16 protein-coding genes and 1 pseudogene are annotated in these 20,414 nt (G+C 44.6%); 5 read left to right on the plus strand and 12 right to left on the minus strand.

The features are described from left to right. Positions 1–458: 458 nt before the first annotated feature. Positions 459–4,592 carry an ATP-dependent RNA helicase HrpA gene (gene hrpA / locus ACNFVB_RS06860; protein WP_430738485.1) on the plus strand — a complete coding sequence of 1,378 codons (4,134 nt, stop codon included), beginning with the start codon at positions 459–461 and terminating at the stop codon, positions 4,590–4,592. 104 nt (positions 4,593–4,696) lie between these two features. Here the strand turns inward: hrpA and ACNFVB_RS06865 are convergent, their stop codons facing one another. Both ACNFVB_RS06865 and ACNFVB_RS06870 read right to left on the minus strand, forming a co-directional pair. Then, positions 4,697–5,485: a DUF2071 domain-containing protein gene (locus ACNFVB_RS06865; protein ID WP_430736976.1), complete on the minus strand. Its 789-nt coding sequence runs from the start codon at positions 5,483–5,485 to the stop codon at positions 4,697–4,699. Between the two features lie 348 nt (positions 5,486–5,833). Next, entirely contained in the window at positions 5,834–7,846 is a 2,013-nt protein-coding gene (locus ACNFVB_RS06870; RefSeq protein ID WP_430736977.1) for a TonB-dependent receptor, read from the minus strand. A gap of 313 nt (positions 7,847–8,159) precedes the next feature. Here ACNFVB_RS06870 and ACNFVB_RS06875 point away from each other — a divergent pair, with 313 nt between their 5' ends. Further along, complete coding sequence (locus ACNFVB_RS06875) at positions 8,160–9,110, plus strand: helix-turn-helix transcriptional regulator (protein WP_430736978.1); 951 nt, start codon at positions 8,160–8,162, stop codon at positions 9,108–9,110. Between the two features lie 267 nt (positions 9,111–9,377). Here ACNFVB_RS06875 and ACNFVB_RS06880 read toward each other — a convergent pair. Both ACNFVB_RS06880 and ACNFVB_RS06885 read right to left on the minus strand, forming a co-directional pair. Beyond that, positions 9,378–9,653, minus strand: a pseudogene (locus tag ACNFVB_RS06880) (IS3 family transposase); the annotation flags it as partial. Positions 9,654–9,674: 21 nt separating this feature from the next. Continuing rightward, on the minus strand, positions 9,675–10,565 hold the full coding sequence (locus ACNFVB_RS06885; RefSeq protein WP_430736979.1) for a LysR substrate-binding domain-containing protein: 891 nt from the start codon (positions 10,563–10,565) through the stop codon (positions 9,675–9,677). A gap of 147 nt (positions 10,566–10,712) precedes the next feature. Between ACNFVB_RS06885 and ACNFVB_RS06890 the strand changes: the two genes are divergently transcribed. Then, positions 10,713–11,576: a DMT family transporter gene (locus ACNFVB_RS06890; RefSeq protein ID WP_430736980.1), complete on the plus strand. Its 864-nt coding sequence runs from the start codon at positions 10,713–10,715 to the stop codon at positions 11,574–11,576. Positions 11,577–11,759: 183 nt separating this feature from the next. On the opposite strand, the gene ACNFVB_RS06895 is transcribed toward ACNFVB_RS06890, so the two are convergent. The 6 genes from ACNFVB_RS06895 to ACNFVB_RS06920 all read right to left on the minus strand — a co-directional run bounded on the left by ACNFVB_RS06895 (position 11,760) and on the right by ACNFVB_RS06920 (position 16,637). After that, positions 11,760–12,089, minus strand: a complete 330-nt coding sequence (locus tag ACNFVB_RS06895; RefSeq protein ID WP_430736981.1) for a hypothetical protein — start codon at positions 12,087–12,089, stop codon at positions 11,760–11,762. Between the two features lie 299 nt (positions 12,090–12,388). Continuing rightward, on the minus strand, positions 12,389–12,760 hold the full coding sequence (locus ACNFVB_RS06900) for an MliC family protein (protein WP_430736982.1): 372 nt from the start codon (positions 12,758–12,760) through the stop codon (positions 12,389–12,391). A 176-nt stretch (positions 12,761–12,936) separates the two neighbouring features. Then, the gene (locus ACNFVB_RS06905; protein ID WP_430736983.1) at positions 12,937–13,788 is read right to left on the minus strand and encodes a DMT family transporter; all 852 of its coding nucleotides are present in this window, start codon (positions 13,786–13,788) and stop codon (positions 12,937–12,939) included. A gap of 108 nt (positions 13,789–13,896) precedes the next feature. Further along, on the minus strand, positions 13,897–14,421 hold the full coding sequence (locus ACNFVB_RS06910) for a TIGR00645 family protein (protein WP_025644264.1): 525 nt from the start codon (positions 14,419–14,421) through the stop codon (positions 13,897–13,899). 21 nt (positions 14,422–14,442) lie between these two features. Further along, on the minus strand, positions 14,443–15,996 hold the full coding sequence (gene creD, locus ACNFVB_RS06915) for a cell envelope integrity protein CreD (protein WP_430736984.1): 1,554 nt from the start codon (positions 15,994–15,996) through the stop codon (positions 14,443–14,445). Positions 15,997–16,217: 221 nt separating this feature from the next. After that, the gene (locus ACNFVB_RS06920; protein WP_430736985.1) at positions 16,218–16,637 is read right to left on the minus strand and encodes a hypothetical protein; all 420 of its coding nucleotides are present in this window, start codon (positions 16,635–16,637) and stop codon (positions 16,218–16,220) included. A gap of 142 nt (positions 16,638–16,779) precedes the next feature. On the opposite strand from ACNFVB_RS06920, the gene ACNFVB_RS06925 reads away from it, so the two are divergent. Continuing rightward, complete coding sequence (locus tag ACNFVB_RS06925) at positions 16,780–17,463, plus strand: DUF421 domain-containing protein (RefSeq protein ID WP_430736986.1); 684 nt, start codon at positions 16,780–16,782, stop codon at positions 17,461–17,463. Positions 17,464–17,507: 44 nt separating this feature from the next. Here the strand turns inward: ACNFVB_RS06925 and ACNFVB_RS06930 are convergent, their stop codons facing one another. Further along, a complete protein-coding gene (locus tag ACNFVB_RS06930; RefSeq protein ID WP_430736987.1) occupies positions 17,508–18,107 on the minus strand; it encodes an AAA family ATPase in 600 nt (199 codons plus the stop codon). Next, positions 18,058–18,801 carry a nicotinamide riboside transporter PnuC gene (gene pnuC, locus ACNFVB_RS06935; protein ID WP_430736988.1) on the minus strand — a complete coding sequence of 248 codons (744 nt, stop codon included), beginning with the start codon at positions 18,799–18,801 and terminating at the stop codon, positions 18,058–18,060. Before pnuC ends, ACNFVB_RS06930 begins: the two co-directional genes overlap by 50 nt. A 287-nt stretch (positions 18,802–19,088) precedes the next feature. On the opposite strand from pnuC, the gene ACNFVB_RS06940 reads away from it, so the two are divergent. After that, positions 19,089–20,234 carry a beta-ketoacyl-ACP synthase III gene (locus ACNFVB_RS06940; protein ID WP_430736989.1) on the plus strand — a complete coding sequence of 382 codons (1,146 nt, stop codon included), beginning with the start codon at positions 19,089–19,091 and terminating at the stop codon, positions 20,232–20,234. The last annotated feature ends 180 nt before the right edge of the window (positions 20,235–20,414 follow it).

The following is a 20,414-nucleotide window of genomic DNA, read 5'->3' on the forward strand; positions in this document are numbered from 1 at the left end:
CCTCAAATATGTCCGACTAAGACATACCAATACAGACAAAACCCGATGTTTCCATGACTATTGGACATCGGGTTTTTGTTTTTCACCTCAACATATAGTCGATACACTCTAAAAGTGTCATAGCGCTACTGGGATGAATTTTGCGCAGCCTCTGGGAACGCAGCACGCAAGTAAAATTTATACCAGTAGCGCGTTTAAATTCATAACAATTTTACATTCAGCTAACTATAGTATCAATAATCGGCAGATTGAGTAAGTTATTCTGAAGGCTAGGCAAGTACGACAAGCCGCTTGAATCGTACCTGCATAACCCTCATAATCTAAGCACTTTTAAATAATAAATAGCCTAAGCAAATATGCCGAATCAAACTGAAAAATCGCAACAAACTAAACCGCAAACAAACACCACCTCTCAATTAGATGTCAAAAGTACAGCAGCGCAGGCCGCTACCGGTACGATGAGTCAAGTCGATACTTCTGATCTACCCGTCCTTGCCAAAGACAGCTACTACCTTGGGCGTTTGGAGCGCGAGCTGGCACGAGCCGCTGTGACCAAAAACAAAGCAGCCAGTAGCAACGCTCACAAAAATGACTCGCCTAAAGCGGCAGACATCCTGAGCAAAAAACGGGCGCAATACGAAAAAATAAAAACCCGCTCACAGCAAGCGGTGCAAGCGCGTATCGATAGTATCCCAGACAATTTGCCAGCCACCTTAAACCTAGATTTGCCTGTCAGTCAGCGCGCTGATGACATCGTGCAAGCCATCATCGACCACCAAGTCATCATCGTCGCAGGTGAGACAGGGTCTGGTAAAACCACGCAATTGCCGAAGCTTGCGATGCTGGCAGGTCGCGGCATCACGGGGCAAATAGGGCATACCCAACCGCGTAGGCTCGCAGCACGTAGTGTGGCCAACCGTATCGCCGAGGAGCTTGGCGAGCAGCTTGGTCATACCGTTAGCTTTAAGATTCGCTTTAATGAGCAAGGATCAGCGAAATCGGTCGTGAAGCTGATGACCGATGGTATCTTATTGGCCGAACTCGGTCATGATCGGTTTTTAAGTAAATACGATACTATCATCATCGATGAGGCGCATGAGCGTAGTCTAAACATTGACTTTATCATGGGCTATCTAAAAAAACTGCTACCCAAACGCCCTGATTTAAAAGTCATTATTACCTCAGCAACCCTTGATACCAAGCGTTTTAGTGAATACTTTAGCCGTTATGATAGTAAGCTCAAGCGTAATGTCCCTGCGCCGATTTTTAATGTTGAAGGCCGCAGTTACCCTGTTGAGGTACGTTATCGCCCGCTGACCGATGAGCCAGTGGGTAGCTCAGATGACGACAGCTACGATGATTTTGAAGAAAATCTACCGCGCGCAGTGGTAGCTGCTGTCGAAGAGTGCTTTAGCGATGCGCAAAATAAAGGTCATGCCGACCAAGCAGATATCTTGATATTTGCGGCGACAGAAGCAGAGATTCGTGAGCTGCAAGATGTACTGGTTCGTCATGGACCTAAGCATACTGAAGTGCTACCGCTGTTTGCACGTCAAACTTATGAAGAGCAGCAGCGTATCTTTCAGCCGTCAGGTCGCGGTAGGCGTATTGTGATTGCTACCAACGTCGCTGAGACTGCACTGACCGTACCCGGCATTCGCTACGTGATTGACTTAGGGTTTGCGCGGATTTCGCGTTATTCGTATCGCTCGCGCGTACAGCGCCTGCCGATCGAAGCCATCTCGCAAGCGGCTGCCAATCAGCGTAAAGGTCGCTGTGGCCGTGTCGCGCCGGGCGTTTGTATTCGTCTGTATAGTGAAGAGGACTTTAGCGGTCGTCCAGAGTTTACCGAGCCTGAGATACTACGGACCAACCTTGCATCCGTTATTTTGCAGATGGCCAACCTGCGTTTAGGTAGCGTTGAGAATTTTGAATTTATCGAGCCGCCCGATAGCCGTTTGGTGACTGATGGTCATAAATTGCTTGACGAGCTTGGCGCGATTACCGCCAAAAACGACAAAGCTAACCTACCCAAACGCAAACAAACTTTGGACCATCTGCGTCTGACCCGTATCGGGCAAAAGATGGCGCGTATGCCTATCGATCCAAGGCTGGCGCGTATGCTGGTGGCAGGTAGCGACTTTGATTGTATCCGTGAGATGCTCATTGTTGTCGCCGCTCTTGCCGTACAAGATCCGCGCGAGCGCCCCGCCAATAAACGCCAGCAAGCGGATCAAAAGCATGCTGAGTTTCGTCAAGATGACTCTGACTTTTTGTTTTATTTAAGTCTATGGAAAGCGCTGTTTGAAAAAGGCGAAGACGGCAATAAATTATCTGGTAATCAGCGCAAACAGTTTGCCAAAAAACATTATCTGAGCTTCCCGCGCGTGCGTGAATGGAGTCAGACTCATCGGCAGTTGCTGCAGATGGTCACGGATCTTAATCTTGCAGATGATAAAGGCGGTAAAAAAGGGACGGGTAGTAGTGACCCTACCAGTGTGGAAGATGAGGAAGTCAAAGCGGTCAAATATGCCAATCTGCATCGCGCACTATTGACGGGGCTGCTGTCGACCATCGCGCATAAGACAGAAAATCGCGGTGAGTACTTAGCAGCACGCCAGCAAAAAGCCAAAATATTCCCAGCCAGTACTGTGTTTAAACAAGTACCGCCTTGGGTCATGGCCTTTGAGATGGTTGAGACCTCGCAAGTGTTTATGCGTACTGTTGCCAAGATTGAACCTGAGTGGATCATCTCCGCGGCGGGCAACTTACTGAAGTACCATTATTTTGAGCCGCATTGGTCCAAAAAGACAGGCCGCGTTAAAGCTTACGCGCAGATTAGTTTATTTGGGCTGATTATTGTTAGTAAGCAGCTGACCAACTATGAGCAGGTCAATTTGGCAGAGTCGCGGGAGATATTTATCCGTGACGGTTTAGTAACGGGTAATTTGGGTCGGCAAGCGCCGTTTTTGCAGCACAATATGGACAAAATCGCCCATGTTGAGCGTATCGAAGACAAATTGCGTCGCCGCGATTTACTTGTCGACGAAGAGGCGCTGTATCAGTTTTATGACAAAAAAACCCCTGAGCATGTCGCTAGTCGTAAAGCCTTTGAGGACTGGCGCGCTGAGGTAGAAAAAAATGATAGTAAATATCTGTTTTTTACCGATGATGACGTGCTCAACAGTCAAGCGCCGACCACAGGCGACTTCCCAGAAGTGTGGAAGCTGGGTGATTTAAAGCTGCCGCTACGTTATGTCTTTGATCCATCAAGCGATGACGATGGCGTGACCATTCGCGTGCCGCTTGTCGCATTGCCGCAGCTTGATGCTATTGAGCTGCTGTGGGGCGTGCCCGGTTGGCGCTATGAGCTGGTGTTACAACTGTTAAAGTCATTACCAAAAGACATCCGCCGGCAGATCGTACCGATTCCTGACACGGCAGACAGTCTCTTTGATGAGCTACAGCCCGAGGGCGGACAGGGGCTGCTCAAGCAGCTGTGTCAAGCGCTACACCGCCGCGGCATTATGTCGGTGAGCGAAGCGAGCTTTAATCCGGCCAGCATTGATCGTTATTTGCAGCCACAAATCTGTGTGGTCGATGACAAAAACCGCATCATCGAAAAAGGACGCGACCTACAAACGCTACAGATTCGTCATGCTCAAGAGACCCGTCAAGCGGTCAATGAGCAGCAAGGCGCACACACGGACTTCCCTGAGCATTTTGCCTTTAGTAAAAACCATCATAGCGCAGGCGTAGTGATGAAGCAATTTGCTGCCTTGGTCGCAGATGAGGCGGGTGAGGCGGTATCGATTCATCAATACACCGATGTCAATGCCGCACTGCAGGCGCATCGTATCGGGGTCTTGACTTTGATCAAAGGCAAGCTGGGTGCCAAAAGAAAGCAGCTGACCAGTCAAATCGATAAGATATTTAAATTGGCCTTTGCCCCGCTGGGTGATATGGAAGCCCTAAAGACCATTGTGATTGATGCGACACTTGATGCCACGCTTGAGGAGCATTATGTCTTATTTGATCATAGTGAGGATTTGCCTGAGAGCGCCGACGATGAGGCAGTTGAACTGAGCGAAGAGCTACCCTTTACCACGGAGGAGTATGCAAAGACGCTCGAGGCTGTGGTTAGCAATTTTTTATTGACGGGTCAGAGTGTCATCAAAACCCTCAAAAACGTCTATACGCGCTGGCAACGTATTCGTCAGAGCTTACTCATGCTGGATCGGGAGATATTTGGCGAGTCTATCGATGATATCGAAGACCAGCTTGAGGACTTGCATTTGTCTGATTTTGTTTATCGGATGGATTACAGTCAGTGGCAGCAGTATCCGCGCTATCTTGAGGCGCTAGAGATTCGTATCGAACGTCTGGAGCACAACCTCGAGGCTGATCTCGACGGTGTTTATGCGCTCGATGTGCATATGGAGCGACTGGCAAACCGTGCCAGCGATGCGGCCATCAGTGAATATCGCTGGATGGTCGAGGAGTATCGCATTCAACTGTTTGCCCAACCGATGAAAACTCGTATGGCGGTGTCACCTAAGCGTTTGAGTAAAATGTGGGATAAGGTGGGTTGATAAACTGTTAAATAAAGGATAGTGAGTAGGGTGGGTGAGGGGCACCCTATGCGAGCGGCTACTTTATACTAAACCTTATGAATGTATTTTATTCGCCAAATTACTTAGTCTAGGACCTTTGGGGGTAGATATATTGTGAACTCATTTAGGGGCTCAACCAATACACTGTAAGGTTTGTTTTGCTCGGAATTTGGAACAATACCAAAATCTGATAACAGTTTAAAATTTGCCGAAATTAAGGTGGCAGGTTTTACTTCAAGCCGTTTATGCCAGACACGATAAGTGCCGAGCTTACCATCTCTACGATGATAAAAACCTGCTAGTGGGTGAGTAATATAAATAAGGGCTGACTCAACATTAGGAAAACCTGCAAACGATAATACCTCCTCTCCTGTTTGTTGCAGAGACACCGAAGCCGCTGCCCAGTCTGATTGAGCATTCATGACATACTTAGTATATAGCTTTGTTGCGTCATCAAAGTGACAATCAAAACTCACCTTAGCTGAGTGCCATGGTAGCTGCCATACATATCTAGGCACGGCCAATGTCCATGAATCCAAAGTCGTACCTAAAAACCAGACGCAGCGCTCGCCAGTTTGTTTGTCTATAATATAAATGCGGTAGTTGGTCTGCGGCATAGTAAACTTTGGGAAAGGATAAACGGCTGAGGTAAAGTCAACGTCGATAAAAGGCACAACAGATATAAGCCCTTTGTCTTCACCATTTATCGATACGATGTCAATTGCAAATCTATCAGGAATCATACCAGCGAATCTCTCAACTGGCACCGCATAAGTGATGATGGAGAAGTGTTTCAGACCACAAATCACATCTATGCCAGTAGGCTCAGGTCTCTCCTGTAGATAATCTTCGAAACGTCTCAGTTGTTGCATACCATCTCCTAAAGTTAGAGTATGATTCTATCAAATTTAGTGCAGTATTTTGCAAAAAAATTTGAAGTGCGCAGGCCTCTCAAGTTATTCAAGTTATGTTCAACTGGAACCCATTAAAAATAAACCCTATTTGTTTTTTAAACAATAAAAAAGGCTGGACTAGCAAGCGCTAATCCAGCCTTTTACTTTTTACTTTATAAAAACCTGAACCGCCCCGATATATCGTAGAGTGGATTACTTGAGTCAGACAGCTTTATCTGACTCAGTAAGACTATCATAGTATCGTCTTTCAAACTCAAAAGGCGACACATAACCAATCTTGATGACATGCCTTAAAACGTTATGGTATTAGAACTTATAATTAATACCCACACGGTATTCGCGACCACGCTCGGCATTCCAGTTGGTTAAGTCGGTAAAGCGCGTGGAGCGGAAGTTGCTTTGGTTGTAATACATTTTATCTGCAATGTTGTTGATGCCAGCGTTGAGGCTCAGGCTGTCATTGTTGAAAGGTTGCCAGTTGGCGAAGACATCGGTGACCCAATATTTTGGCATGGTGCGGTCTTCAGTTTCGCCCGCTTCACGGTATTGGTATTCATCCATGTGACGATGTTTGACACCAATCTCAAGCTGGGGGTCGTCAAACTGATAAGAAACCGACGCAACATATTTGTCACCCGTTGGAATAACGTCGAGGGCATAGCCGTAATATTCGCCATTTAACTCAGGGTCATTGTGCGACATACCAAGATAGGCTTTGATGCCGTTGTTTTGGTAGCCTAGGTTGAGCTCGTAGCCTTGGTTTTTGAGTTCGCCTTGGTTGGCTTGTACGGTGTCGTAGGTGTTGATGTAGTCTTTAAAACGTTGGTCAAAGACGCTTGCGCCTGCCATAAAGCCATTGTCCCCCATCCATTCAATACCGATTTCTGCGTTTTGCGCTTTACCAGCTTCTAAGTCATCGGCAAAGCTGTGTTGGTCGCCATTGGCCAATGCCAGAATTAGAGATTCATAAAGCTTTGGAGATTGGATGGCTTGAGACCAGCTGGCGTTAAGAGATAAGTTGTTATTTACAAACCAAGTGGCAGCAATGCTGGGGCTGACCATGCCATCGCTTAGGTTTTGCTCGGTGTTGTTGGTGATGTCGTAATGGTCGTAGCGTACGCCTGTGATCAGCAAGATGGGGTCAAAGTCCCAGCGCATTTCAGCAAATACACCGTATTCTTCCTTTTCTTCTTCGCCAGTGCCAACTGTATAGGCATCTGCGCTGATTTTGCTGTCTCGATAGTTGATACCAGTGACCAGTCTGTGCGCATCTGTCACTGGGTAGGTGACGGACAGATTTGCCCCTGTGGTTTCTGCTTCAGAGTTTAGCGGGTCTGGAATGCGGGCAGAAAGATTGTCGATTTGTTTACGCTCGTCATCGGTCTTGCTATAAAAAGCATTGGCATCGATATCAAGAGCGTAGATACCACCAATGTCATAGCCTTGATAGGCTAGGTTGGTGGTGTCTTGCGTGGTTTCGGTATCAAAAATGGTCTGGTCGCCGAAGGTGCCGATAAGATTGGGGCGAAAGCCGATGTCACCGCTCATTTGCTCACGGCGATGACTCAGCTCAAGGCGGTTGTCTGGGTTGATGTTCCAGCCAAGTTTTGCCAAATAGCCTTCTTGGTCTATTTCGGTATAGGGCACTTCGTTGCCATCGCCATCTTCGTAATTGTCATTATGAACGATGTTGCCCATGATGATGCCATCAACTGCACCGTTTGAGCTGCGTCCATAAGCGGCTGTCACCCCGTTCCAGCCTTCATTGCTGCTATAGCCGCCACCAATCATTGAGCCAACATCTTTACCAGATTTTAGCATGTCATTGGCGTTTACTGTTGTCATACGAATGGCTCCAGCAGTAACACCAATACCCGAGCTGGCTGCGCCTGTGCCTTTTTCAATGTTGATGGATTTAAGCAAGGCGGGATCAAACATAAAGCGAGATTGATGGTGAAATACTTGCGCACTGGTACTGACATTGTCCACGCTAAAGGTCAGCTCGTTTTCTCCCATATTACGAATGTATAGCTGCTGTGCGACACCGTTGCCACCACTGACGGAGAGGCTGGGTTGGTCTTTTAACACGTCTTTCATGTCGAGAATGGTGCTTTTTTCTATGATTTGCTGATTGACCGTCGGTGTCACACCGCCAGAGCTGGCGGTGACGGTGATGGTGTCTAGAGTGGTGGTTGGTATATTATCATTGCTTAGATCTGTGCTGTCTGATGCTGAAAAGGCAACGGTGCTTAGCGTAGCCAATGAGCCGAACATGAGTGTTTTTACAGCAAAAGAAAGTGGGGTGCGAAGAGCAAGCATGGTCAAACCTCAAAAATATACAGTCAATTTAATGAGAATGATTATCATATAATTTTGTGAAGATTTGTGTCACAATCAGGAAAGAATTGCTATCAAAATCAGGAATAATGGCAAGTTAAAGCAGCGAGTCAAAAAATTGTAGGTATACATTTTCGTCAGTGAAAGACCAGCTCATCAAAAGATGACTGTGTTTGTTGTCAGAGTTTGATGCCGTGCTTTTATGCTGGGTTGATGTTTTGGTGAGATGAGTGGATTAACTGAAAAGTGATATTTAAGACAGTTTGAGATGGATAGAGGTCAGAGGAGCAGTCATATGAGTGTGGCGATTGAGGCACTGCCATGGCAAGACCATGAGTTAGGAAGTATGCACATACGCGAGCTGATAGGTGGGGAGCAGGCAGAGCCTGTCAAAGCGTATCAGGAGAGTTATCAGATAGCCGATGGGTTTACTCTGGTGCGAGAGCAAATGCAAACAGCGACCCCAATTGTGTATCCAGAAATGAATAGCGATGGCTATGTGGGGGTGTGCTTTGCGTTTGCAGATGTGAACAAGACAGATAAACAGATTGCGTTTCCGCATTTATATCATGAGCAAATGAATGTGACCAATGGTTATCATTACCCTGAACAAAAGCACGATGCGCTGAATAAACCTAGCTATTATACTAGCTTGAAGTTTCGTCCTGAATATCTGTGGGCATTACATGAGCAGCAGCCATTGCCCAGTTGGCTATTGCATTTGGTGGATGGCAGTTGTAAGCAGGTTGTGACTCGGATACAAGTGCCGACCAGCTTAAGAGAGCTAGGCTGGCAGATATGTCGCATGCCACGCAGTGAAACGCTCAGTGACTGCATGCGCATACAGGCAAAAGCGCTGTCTTGGCTGGCGATGCTGCTAGAAATACCAGATCAAATCAATCGAAGTCATTACCAGCAGCAAGATGTTATGATAGCAAAGAAGATACAGCAGGCCATTAATATTATTCAAAATGAATTTCATACCGAGCTGACCATTACTAGTTTGGCTAGCCGAGTGGCCTTAAATGAGTGTTATTTAAAAAAAGGCTTTAAAGATAAGACAGGGCTTGGTATTCATGAATATTTAACAGAATATCGTTTAGAACAGTCTTGCCAGCTACTGCGCTGTCGCCCTGATTTAAGCATTAAAAGTGTTGCCAGTATGTGCGGGTATCAACCAAGCTACTTTAGTCAGGTATTTAAATCGAGGTTTGTGATATCACCGAATGATTTTCGCAAACAATGAATACGGTAAAGAGCTCATTATTCACTTCAGCATAACTCGTAAATGTAAATATGGTCTAGGGCGTGTCCCTAATTCAAGCGTTTATGACTAAATGGGCTAAAAATGGCTAAATCTTTGGCAAACGGTGTCAAATATAGTCAATACACTCTAAAAATGTCATAGCGCTACTGGGATGAATTTTGCGCAGCCTCTGGGAACGCAGCACGCAAGTAAAATTTATACCAGTAGCGCGTTTAAATCCATAACAGTTTTACATTCAGCTAACTATAGTCTTTTTTTATTAAACCAATCTACCCACTCAAAGGTTGCTAGTTCAACGTCTTTCATACCGTGCTATTGCTGTTGTAGATACTCGATCACCTCAGACTTATGCAGTCCATTGACCGTTTCAGCCAATGCGTTGTCATAAGAGTCGCCTGTTGTACCAACAGAGGCAATCACGCCAGAATCCGTCATCCTAGAAGTATAGCGAATGGATAAGTACTGAACCCCTCGAGCACTATGATGAGTCACATCTTTGGGATGGTTTCTATCTGCTATTGCTTATTTAGGACAGCCCCTTTTTTAATTACATTGGGATTCCAGCCATTCGCTTAATTTAATAATATCATCCTGATTATTCCTTAATTCCTTACAAACGAAGTAAAAGTTATCCCCTGTTAGAAATTCATGCATTGGAACTCTAACGAGATTTTGTTTATAAGCATCATCCTGCATCATATAATTATTGGTAAGAGTAATACCCAGATTGTACCGTGCGGCTTCTATCGCTAATAGTACATGACTAAAATGATTTATCTTTATATCGCTTGGTAATTCAAATCCGCCTGCCTTACACCATCGCAGCCAATCCTCCGCTGTATTCTCGCTCGTATCTGCATATCTCACAGACAATATTGGATGCCGCCACAATGCGTCAGGAAGGGGTTTATCTCTTATTTTCTTCCAAAGCTTTTGACCACAAACAGGATATAAAGTTTCAGCAAATAAAAACTTACTGATGAAAGCATGTGGAGGAGGATCGACGGTGATATAACAATCGGCCCTTTGCTCATTATAATCAGAGGGATGATTAACCATGTCTAAAGTAAGTTCTATTTCTGGATACTGTCTATAGAAGTCTTCTAGTCGAGGAATCAACCAATTCACTGCGACTGAACTGTACAGAGCTAAGCGTATATGCCCAGGTTTTCCATGTTTAATAATCTGACTACTATCTGAAAGAATACCCAATGCGCGACTCACATCTGTGAAATAACACTCACCAACCTCTGTCAATGAAAAAGTCCGGCCTTGCCTGTAAAACATTACTTCCCCAAGATACTCCTCAAGGATGCGTATTTGGTGACTGACTGCACTTTGTGTCACATTGAGGCTTTGTGCTGCTTTTGAAAAGCTGTTAAGCCGTGCAACGGACTCGAAGCACTGTAATGCACGCAGCGGTGGTAAATCCATTATTACCTCAGTTAATACTAAATATGTTTTATATCATTATACATCATACTCTTACTTGAATATACTGCCTGACAGATCGTTAAATCAGCATAAACCCATGGGGGTTTTAACAGTTTCTGAATTTAGAGTAGGGTGAGGAGGCTAAGAATGCCAAAGATGAGTGTTGCATTTGCCATGACGCTATTGGTACTAGGAAATATCATTGCAGTCTTCTCAGACGCCTTGATAAAGGCCTTGCCCTCTGAGACGGCGGTATATCAATTTATCCTGTTTCGTCAATGCACAGCGGTTTTAATGCTGTTGCCATTTTCCTTAATTAATAAAAAGAACAAGTTATTCAGTAATATAAAATGGCACTTTGTTCGTAGTCACGTGTGGTTATTGGGTGTGATATTCATGGTACTGTCTCTTCAAGCACTGCCTCTTGCGACTGCGAATGCTATTTTTTATGCCGCCCCTTTATTTGTATTACCACTGGGTTTTTTATTTTATAAAGACAGATTAAACTTTCCGACTATCGCAGCCTCTATGTTAGGTTTTGCTGGTATCCTCGTTATTGTACAACCGAAACAGATCAATTTAGGGGCGGTGTTTGCCCTTATAGTGGCGGTAACCATGGCGCTAAACAATCTGTTAGTTCGGAAACTTCCACAACATCATACTGTCTATCAAACGCTACTTTTGACCAATTTATTAGGAATTCCATTCGCGCTTGGTTTGGCTATTTGGGAAGGACAGCCATTTGATTGGCGCTCATTGATTGCGGCCGCCAGTTCAAATATATTCATTTTGATTTATGCAGGTATATGCGTACAGGTGTATCGACACATTGAAGCGTACAAAGTCTCTAGTGCGGAATACTCAGGTTTAATAGGAGCGGTGGGGGTTGGAATCATATGGTTTAATGAAGTACCAAATATGACTTTGTTGGTAGGGTCTGCGCTGATTATCCTACCTTTGATATGGCTAGCTACTCTCGAATCTATGAGGTTTAGACAAAAAACTGGGTAGGATAATAGCTTTTAAAACCTAATCAAGCTGATGTGCCATAAATAATATGAATATTTATTACATTATGCATAATTGAACAAAAATTTTTGGTTATCATTTATCTCGAGAGGTAAAGCTTGAGGGTTTAGCGATGCAAGGTGATGGGTAGGTCGGCATAACGGACATCCCCATCACTACGATTGGCTAATGACCGATATTCTCTGTCAGTACGCCCATACTATGCAAAATAAAGGCAATGACTGCGAGTGCTACGATAAATGGGGTAAATATCCAGATCAAGATATTAATCAGCAATGAAGGTAACAAACCATTAAACAGCTCAGTGTTTGGGGCAAAAAAATTCATCATCGCATCGACGGCCCGTTTGGCAATGGGAAAAAGTACGGTACTCAGGGCCAGTATATAGACATATTTGCTAAAACTGGGATCACTTAGCAGCACCATAAAGTAAAAGCCGACAAAAAAAGCAACGCCCAATGTCCAGCATTTGATAGTGTAGCTTAAATGAATCATAGCAGCCTCCCATATATTCTGATGGATACGTAATAGACGCATCGCAATATATTTATTAATTAGAATATATTATATGTTATATATCGAATATATAAGAGAAGTCAATCATTTTTTATCAAAAAGCACCGTAAAGCCACGTCTTTTTAGAGCGTGGATGTCAGGTATCAGTCATTGTCTCCCAACATTGGGATTGTCTTGATTGCGGTTGGTACAATAAAAAAGAGCCAGTAGCTTCACTACTGACTCTCATCATTCATAAGTGTAAAAACACTAGTCAATACATTATTTATAGTCAATAACTATAGTTGGCAGTTTACTTGATACTGTTGACCATTGTCTGAGGTGATGGTCATAATGCCAAAGTCTGCTTTGGTATGCCAGTCATAGGTGGTCTTTGGGTTTACATTGTTTACATAACGTACGCCAGAGCCTGATACTGCTTGCTCTAACGTGATTTTTGCGTCTTGTAGACCTACTTTTGGCAAGGTGATATTTAGGTTGGCCGCTTGACCATCCGCTGCATAGGCGGCAGTAATCATGCCGTCGTCTTCACAGGTAAATGACTGAACGACTGGTTTGGCAGCAGTGGTTGGGGCAGTGGTGGTCGGAGCGTTGGTTGCACAAGCGGCTAACAAAACGGTAAAAGGAGCAACAGCAAGTAACTTTTTCATAAACGATATTCCTCAAGTTGGTAAGTGAATGTGAGTTGTTATACTGAGCAATATGATACATGCTCGAATGTAATTTCGTGTTATGGTTAGAGTTTACTAAGGTAATTATTTCTGTCTTTTTCGTGATTTGCTAAGTCCTGATCGATTAAGTGATTGAGCGATATTTGGTTTTTTGTTTACACTGTTTTTTTGTTTAAGATAAACACCAGTACCGCCCCTAAGATGACTATACTAGCGATAATAAAGCGTAAACTCAGACTCTCTGACAAAAACAAAACACCTCCTAGTGCTGCGATTATCGGTACACAAAGCTGCACCACTGCCGCTTGAGTACTTTTTAACAAGGGCACAGCCACATACCACATACAGTAGCCGAGGCCAGAAGTAATCGCGCCTGATATGACTGCTAGCACCACGCCTTGCATACTTATCCCAACCCAATGGCTGATAGCGACTATCAACAAAAAAGGGATAGCGACTAGGCTTCTGATAAAATTAAAGCCCGTAGCTCGTAGCGGAGAGAGACAAGCTTGGCCGCGTATACTATAGATGCCCCAAGCGATACCGCTAAGTGCCATAGTCAGAGCGCCTGTAAAAGAAGGTATGGCTACTGAAGGGAGCATCAAATAGACAAAGCCAATCAGCGCGCAAGCTAGCGCGAGCCACTGCAGTACAGTTAGTTGCTCCTTTTGGTAAATACCCCAACCTATCATCGTCAGTTGCACAGCAGCAAATAATATGAGCGCCCCAGTGCCGGTATCTAGATTCACATAAGCAAGCGAAAAACAAAGCGCGTAGACCACTAAACTGACACTACTAAGCCAGCTGCCTTTATCCGCTAAAATAGCAGCAACAGCAGCGTTATTATTGTCAGTGTTAAAGTCGCTGCTAAAAGAAGTCGCGGTTTGTGTCTGATGTTTTAGACGATGAGTATGAAGGGTGATGATAATACCTAAACAAATAGCGCCGCTCAGTAGTCGTAAAATCGTAAAGTTCCAAGGATCGATAGCCCCTTCCATCAATGCCATTCGGCATAGTAGAGAATTGGTAGCGAAAGCGACAAGGGCAATAATAGTATAGAAAGTCGCTGTCAAGAGAACCCTTTAGAATTAGAATATTATAAGTAATGACATTGATTAATGCTTTTTGGTGTCGCCTACGATTTTATCCATGAATGCAAACAATAAACCTGAGAGTACAAAAGCCATGTGAATAATCACTTTCCACATGAGCTTATCAGCATCGAGATCACTCATCTTGCTAGATATATCCATAAACGACTTGAGAAGATCAATGGCTGAAATAGCAACTATCGCGCCTATTACTTTTAGCTTTAGGCCTGAAAAGTCCACTTTGCCCATCCAGCTTGGACGATCGTCGCTTGTGCCCGTATCGATTTTGGAGACAAAAATCTCATAGCCGCTAAAGATAATAATGAGCAATAAACTAGCTACCAAAGAAATATCAACTAGTACCAAGATATCTACAATAACATCAGATACTGGGGCGTCTACTACATAAGTCATCATTCCTACTAGCTTTTGTACGAACTTAATAAATAGCAAAAAGATACCTATTACTAAGCCTAAATAAAACGGTGTCAGTATCCAACGACTATTGAAGATGGTCTTTTCTAAATAAAATTCAATTTTTTTTATCATTGAGGTCTCTTTAGTGTTAGGTCAAGCGATCTTATACCAGTCAATTTTACGGGTCATAACCATCACGCAGGCAAGTAGTATAAAGCAGAATACCGCACCTAACAGTAAATTTAGATCTTCAGTGGTGAGAATGCCATAAAAGGCGGCGTAGAGACCGGCTAAGATAGCGGTAAAGATAACCGCTCGCCTGACACCGCCGAGCACATAATAAGTGTACCAACCGATGAGTCCAACGCAGCTACTACCTGCAATAGCATAAGCTTGCCAAAAAGCGATTTGCTCAGCTAATGGTAATAACAAAACGTAAAAGGTCAATAGCGCGCAGCCTACTAACAAATACTGAATCGGATGGATACGGCTTGATTTAATCACTTCAAATAAAAAGAAAGTGCCAAATGAGATCAAAATTAATAGTAGAGCGTATTTCATGGTACGTTCTGTTTGCAAATAAACATCGTTAGGTTCTGCGAAACTGACCCCAAAGCTATTAAGACGCACGCTATTTAGGTTGCCGTGATTGGTGCTACCGGCAACTTCTTGTACGACGGCTGCTGCCGCCCCATAATCAGCAGGATTGCCACTGTCTAAGCGCGCTCTGCTATCAACGGTGCAGCTATTGTTTGCCGTGCTCAAGCACTGCGATAAATATTGATTATTAGCCACAGTCAGGTACTGGTTTTGCCAGCTAGCAGTAAATCCCTCAGCACTAAAGTCTTTAGTATTCGGCAAAGCTTTACCTATAAAGTTTGGTGCATGCCAGTTGCTTTGCATACTCAGCTCAAAGTTTGAGCCGGTAGGGACTGTGTTTAGGTTACTAATACCGGCAAGCGGTAAATCAATAGTAATATCAATAGCTTGGTTGGCGTTAATATTACTATTTGCGGTATGGGGCAAAGCCGTAGCATTGGCTTTTAATTGCGTTACGGTGTTTTTTGGTAAGGCGACTTCTACGTAGCTTAAGCCGTTGAGCATAGACACGCTTGGATAAGTGGCTTTTAGAGTTTGCTTATCTATTGTGACAGTAGGCAAGGTGGGCACGCCGCGTAAGTCTGATACCGGAATAATGAGCTTAGCTTGCTTCCAGTGCGTGATTGTCTGCTTCGCCATTGTTATAGTGTTATGTACTGCAGTAGTATTCGGCATATCGGTTTGCACATCAGCAGTCTCAATAGACTCTATAGCTGCCTGCGGCTTATAGCTTTGCTTAAAACTGATATCGCCACTATAGCTAGTCGCGTGATAGATGCCGCGCTGATAAGTGTCAGTACTGACGTCAAGGTTTTGAGTCGCCAAGCTTTGCGCCGCAAAAATTGTATCTATGGTTGTGAAGGACGGCGCACATTTATTGGCTTTATTAGTAGCGCTTGTACATTCTGGTGTCGTTGTGACGGGTATGGCGATGAAAGGGGTAATAATCTCTTGCGGGTTGACATGCTGATCGGCGATTTCTCGAACCACGGAGTCAGCATAGTACTGTCTTTCAGTAATAACGCTACTGAACATCGTCAGACCAATGGCAAAGAGCACACAGAGGCTAGCGATGACAGTGAGTTTTATAAATAGGGTTTTTTGCATGCGAACGTCCTCAAGCTGATGATTTGACTAGCGACTCAGATAACAAGTCCGTAAAGTTAAATAACAGCGTAGAGGAGCCATGCTAAAAAGCGGTGCAAGAAAGATGGAAAAATTATGAAAATGAATGGAGGCACTGGTATTGGCAGGTTTTGACGTTGTCTTAATAGCTATCTTTGATAAATAGCCTAAGCAAGATTAGCTTGATTCTTGTAACCATACTGCTACTTGCCGTACTCGTGACATTCTGTCGCCACCGATACGCCGAAACCCTTTGCCATAGTCATTAAGCTCATCCTCAAACCGTGCACTAATAGCCTTGCGCTCGAAAGGACTATCACGTAGATCGTCAGCTGTACTGCCGAAAACAAAATCAGCGCGCCTGTGCCTGTATCTAATGCTGTATATGCAATCGAAAAACACAGCGCATAAACCACCAGACTGATGCTACTTATCCAGCTACCTTTATCTTGTAAAATAGCGTCATCAGTCGCGGTATTTAGATGTAGGTTTTTTTGATGTGGTTTTTGCTGATGCAGCCAGTAGGTGTGCACCGACATCACCACCGCCAAGCTCATCGCGGCACTCAGTAGGCGAAGGGTGGTGAAGCTCCAAGCATCGATATAGCCCTCCGCCAGCGCCATCCTGCAAAATAAAGAGTTTGCGGAAAATGCAATTAACGCGACTATGGTATAAAACGTGGCTTTTAAAAATAATGCCTATAGTGATTGACGCAAGTTTTGCATAAAATAGAGCGTTATTAAAAATAACAACAAGGAACCATTTATGGATTGGGCGAGTATTTTTATTTATGATACCACGTGGGCATTTGTCCTAGAGATATTGGTACGTGTGACTGTGATGTTTGTACTGATTATTACGTTCTTGCGCTTTACGGGTAAGCGCGGCGTCCGTCAGTTATCTATATTTGAGCTGACTATCATTTTGTCATTAGGCTCTATCGCTGGCGACCCGATGTTTACTGAGGATTTACCGATCATCCAAGCGGTGCTGATTATGAGTACCGTCATCTTGCTGTATCGCTTATGTACGTGGGCGATGATGAAGTTTCAGCCGTTTGAAAATTTGCTAGAAGGAAAATCGCTGTATATCGTAGAAGATGGGATGCTGGTGCTCGACAAAATCAAAAAAGGCAAGATGTCGCACGATGAGTTTTTTGCTGAGATGCGTCAGCAGGGCGTGGAGCATCTAGGGCAAGTGCGTACCGGCCTGCTAGAAACCGATGGCAATTTTAGCGTCTTATTATACCCACCTGAGCAAACAGGCTACGGTATGCCGCTTTTTCCTAAGCAGTATCAGCCAGTGGAGCAGGTAGAGTCAGGCGTGCATTATGCTTGCATGTACTGCGGTTATATCGAGCATATCACAACCCCTAATCAAATATGCTCGCGCTGTCAGAATAACTGCAAAAACTGGGCAAAAGCGCTCGATAGCCAGATTGTCAGATAAGCCATACCAGTCATTGTTTTTATTAAAATAGCCTAAGCAAAAATTTACACACAATCAAAATTGTTTAACCACTCTGCTACCTGCATAACACGAGTCTGTCTACCACCACCAATACGTCTAAATGACTTGTGATGAACACTAAGCTGATCTGCAAAGTAGCGGCTAATCTCATCACGCTCATGCGGCGCATCACGCAAATCATCGGCGACCCACGGCGTATCGACCTCAGTCAGTAGTATCAGGTCATAATGATGCGCCAGTGCCGCCTGAGTCAGGGCAAGAGGACAGTCGCCATAGTACCAGTTTGAATAAACCATCAGCTCAAACAAGCTGGTATCACAGAATACATAACGCTGGCCAGCAGGTAGCTGTGCCGCTTGCATTGCGCGTTTGTTCTCTAACTCAATCTGACCTTGCGCGATAGGCAATAAATCCTCCCACGTACAGGTCAGCTGCTCGTTATCCCATTTGGCTTGTAGGTAAGTGCGCATATACTCTGGCACCCAAGGACTGGCAAAATGCGCCGCCAGATCTCGGCACAACGTGGTCTTGCCAGTGCTTTCAGCGCCCAATACTGCAACATTGACGACGGATTTAGGCGTATGCTGTTTGAGGTTGTTTGCGATAGCGTTGTTGCCATTCATAATAAGCCCAGATTGCAATCAGAGTGAAGACTACGTATTGTAGTGCAGTAAAGGTGAGACCTTTATAAAAGTATAGCGGTACGGAGATGGCATCGGCGACGATCCACAATAGCCAGTGCTCAATTTTGCGTCGTGCCATCAGCCACATCGCCATCAAAAACAGCGCCGTGGTTAGCATGTCGGTGTAGTCGATCCACGTAAATAACTGCAGTCCCAGCACGGTACCCTCAAAGCTAAAGCAATTGTTTATCACGGGGCGGAAGTAATACACCAGAGCCACAAAGGCCATGGTGGCCGCGGCCAGACTCGCTAGTATGGGCAAGTCTCTTGTGCTTAGCCGCTCAATTTGGATGGCGCTCTCAGCCTCCTTGAGCGCGCGGTCTTGCTGGCTGGTAGGGTTGATATGGTCTGAAACGGTGTTATTTGCTTTGTTTTTTGACCAATTAATCCAGCCATATAGGCTCATTACGGTATAATAGGCATTGATAAACATATCGCCAAACAGCTGCCACTTCCATAGGAGATAGACAAATATGGCGGTGCTAATCAGGCCGATGGGGAAAACAAGGATGTTGGTTTTGCTGGCGAGCATGACGCTGGCTACGCCAAATACCACCGCAATCAACTCTAAAGTAATAAATAAGGCGGAGTAGTCAGCGTATTGTCCAAACAACCAGTTAAAAATCTCTACCATTAGTATTCCTAAATATAAACGCTTTGACTGTTTGCGAGCGCTCAATAGTCGCATATCACGCCCTGAGCCTCGTAATTATAGCGTAGACGCCCACAAATAAAGGCCGTCTTTGCTTATTTTTCGTCACAAATGCATTATTTGTAACAAAGTATTAGAAAAATAATAATATTCAGGCATAATAAAGGCTCTGATTTTAAGTTTACAGTTATTCACCGAAAGTAAAACATCCTTATTTTTTCACTTTTACGCTTATCCAAGCACTACCGCAGTAGACAAGGAAGCTTATTATGACGACTTGTATCACGGGCACCGGCCTATACGTTCCTCCTTATAGCATCAGCAATGAAGAGCTGGTGGCTTCATTTAACCAGTATGTCGAAAACTACAACAATGAGCATGCCGACGAGATCGCAGCAGAGACTGTGACCGCACTGCAGCCTTCATCAGCTGCATTTATCGAAAAAGTATCTGGCATCAAATCACGCTATGTCATGGAAAAAGACGGGATCTTAGATCCTGAAATCATGGCACCTGTGATTCCTTATCGTAAGCTTGGCGAAGAGCTATCGGTTATGGCTGAGATGGGCGCCGCCGCACTAAAAGACGCTTTAGCGGATGCAGGGCTGGAGGCTAACGATTTGGACGGTATCATCCTTGCGTGCTCAAACTTTCAGCGTACGTATCCGGCAGTCGCCATTGAGATTCAGAACGAAATTGGCATGGTAGGCGGTTTTGCTTATGACATGAACGTTGCTTGTAGTGCCGCGACGTTTGGGTTATCGCAAGCCCACGGCTCTATCATCTCAGGTCTGGCCAAACGCGTAGCTGTGGTCAACGTCGAGATTACCTCAGCGCATTTAAACTGGCGCAACCGTGATAGTCATTTTATCTTTGGTGATGTGGCGACGGCTTCTATCGTCGAAGAGCTAGAGACGCCTAAAGGTTATGAGATTATCAACTCAAAACTGTTTACTCAGTTTTCAACCAACATCAAAAACGAATACGGTTTTATGGATCGCTCCGAGTTTTTGGCGGCGCAGACTGAGATGTATCCTGATATCAAAGAGCCGGTCACGGATAAGCTGTTTTTGCAAAACGGCCGTAAAGTGTTCCGTGAGGTTTGTCCGAAAGTGTCGGAGATTATCACCGAGCATCTAACAGAAAACGAGCTATCAGCGGATGATGTGAAGATGATGTGGCTGCACCAAGCAAATGCCAATATGCTTGATTTAATCTTGCGTACTGTCGTTGGGAAAGAGGCGGACAAAGCCATCGTACCAAGCGTCATCGATGAGTTTGCCAATACCAGCTCAGCCAGTCCGATGATTGTCTTCCATCGCTACAAAGACAAGCTGGCATCAGGTGATTTGGGTGTGATTTGCTCGTTTGGCGCTGGTTACTCAATCGGCTCGGTGCTGGTGCGCAAGGTATAAACGACAGCGATACTGCTAGCACGGCGGCTGATAGTTACTGTTACCTGTTGTTCACTACCGACAACAACAAATAGCTAAGAGCAATCTTGGCTATTTTTTTGTGTCAGTAGGATATGGTATCAAGCTATTGATTTCTATCACTTCTGCTCGGCCGCACAGGCGGTAATTTATGAGTATAAT

Origin of the sequence: Psychrobacter sp. VH5, from assembly GCF_050572635.1 — a bacterium.
In the GTDB taxonomy this organism is placed as follows: Bacteria; Pseudomonadota; Gammaproteobacteria; order Pseudomonadales; family Moraxellaceae; genus Psychrobacter; species Psychrobacter celer.

Coding starts and splice junctions, on each gene's coding strand:
- ACNFVB_RS06900 (WP_430736982.1), bottom strand. CDS start 12,760: ATGAAAAAGTTACTTGCTGTTGCTCCTTTTACCGTTTTGTTAGCCGCT.
- pnuC (WP_430736988.1), bottom strand. CDS start 18,801: ATGGTAGAGATTTTTAACTGGTTGTTTGGACAATACGCTGACTACTCC.
- ACNFVB_RS06940 (WP_430736989.1), top strand. CDS start 19,089: ATGACGACTTGTATCACGGGCACCGGCCTATACGTTCCTCCTTATAGC.
- ACNFVB_RS06905 (WP_430736983.1), bottom strand. CDS start 13,788: ATGGCATTGATGGAAGGGGCTATCGATCCTTGGAACTTTACGATTTTA.
- ACNFVB_RS06890 (WP_430736980.1), top strand. CDS start 10,713: ATGCCAAAGATGAGTGTTGCATTTGCCATGACGCTATTGGTACTAGGA.
- ACNFVB_RS06885 (WP_430736979.1), bottom strand. CDS start 10,565: ATGGATTTACCACCGCTGCGTGCATTACAGTGCTTCGAGTCCGTTGCA.
- ACNFVB_RS06930 (WP_430736987.1), bottom strand. CDS start 18,107: ATGAATGGCAACAACGCTATCGCAAACAACCTCAAACAGCATACGCCT.
- ACNFVB_RS06910 (WP_025644264.1), bottom strand. CDS start 14,421: ATGATAAAAAAAATTGAATTTTATTTAGAAAAGACCATCTTCAATAGT.
- ACNFVB_RS06865 (WP_430736976.1), bottom strand. CDS start 5,485: ATGCAACAACTGAGACGTTTCGAAGATTATCTACAGGAGAGACCTGAG.
- ACNFVB_RS06870 (WP_430736977.1), bottom strand. CDS start 7,846: ATGCTTGCTCTTCGCACCCCACTTTCTTTTGCTGTAAAAACACTCATG.
- ACNFVB_RS06875 (WP_430736978.1), top strand. CDS start 8,160: ATGAGTGTGGCGATTGAGGCACTGCCATGGCAAGACCATGAGTTAGGA.
- ACNFVB_RS06895 (WP_430736981.1), bottom strand. CDS start 12,089: ATGATTCATTTAAGCTACACTATCAAATGCTGGACATTGGGCGTTGCT.
- creD (WP_430736984.1), bottom strand. CDS start 15,996: ATGCAAAAAACCCTATTTATAAAACTCACTGTCATCGCTAGCCTCTGT.
- ACNFVB_RS06920 (WP_430736985.1), bottom strand. CDS start 16,637: ATGGCGCTGGCGGAGGGCTATATCGATGCTTGGAGCTTCACCACCCTT.
- ACNFVB_RS06925 (WP_430736986.1), top strand. CDS start 16,780: ATGGATTGGGCGAGTATTTTTATTTATGATACCACGTGGGCATTTGTC.
- hrpA (WP_430738485.1), top strand. CDS start 459: ATGAGTCAAGTCGATACTTCTGATCTACCCGTCCTTGCCAAAGACAGC.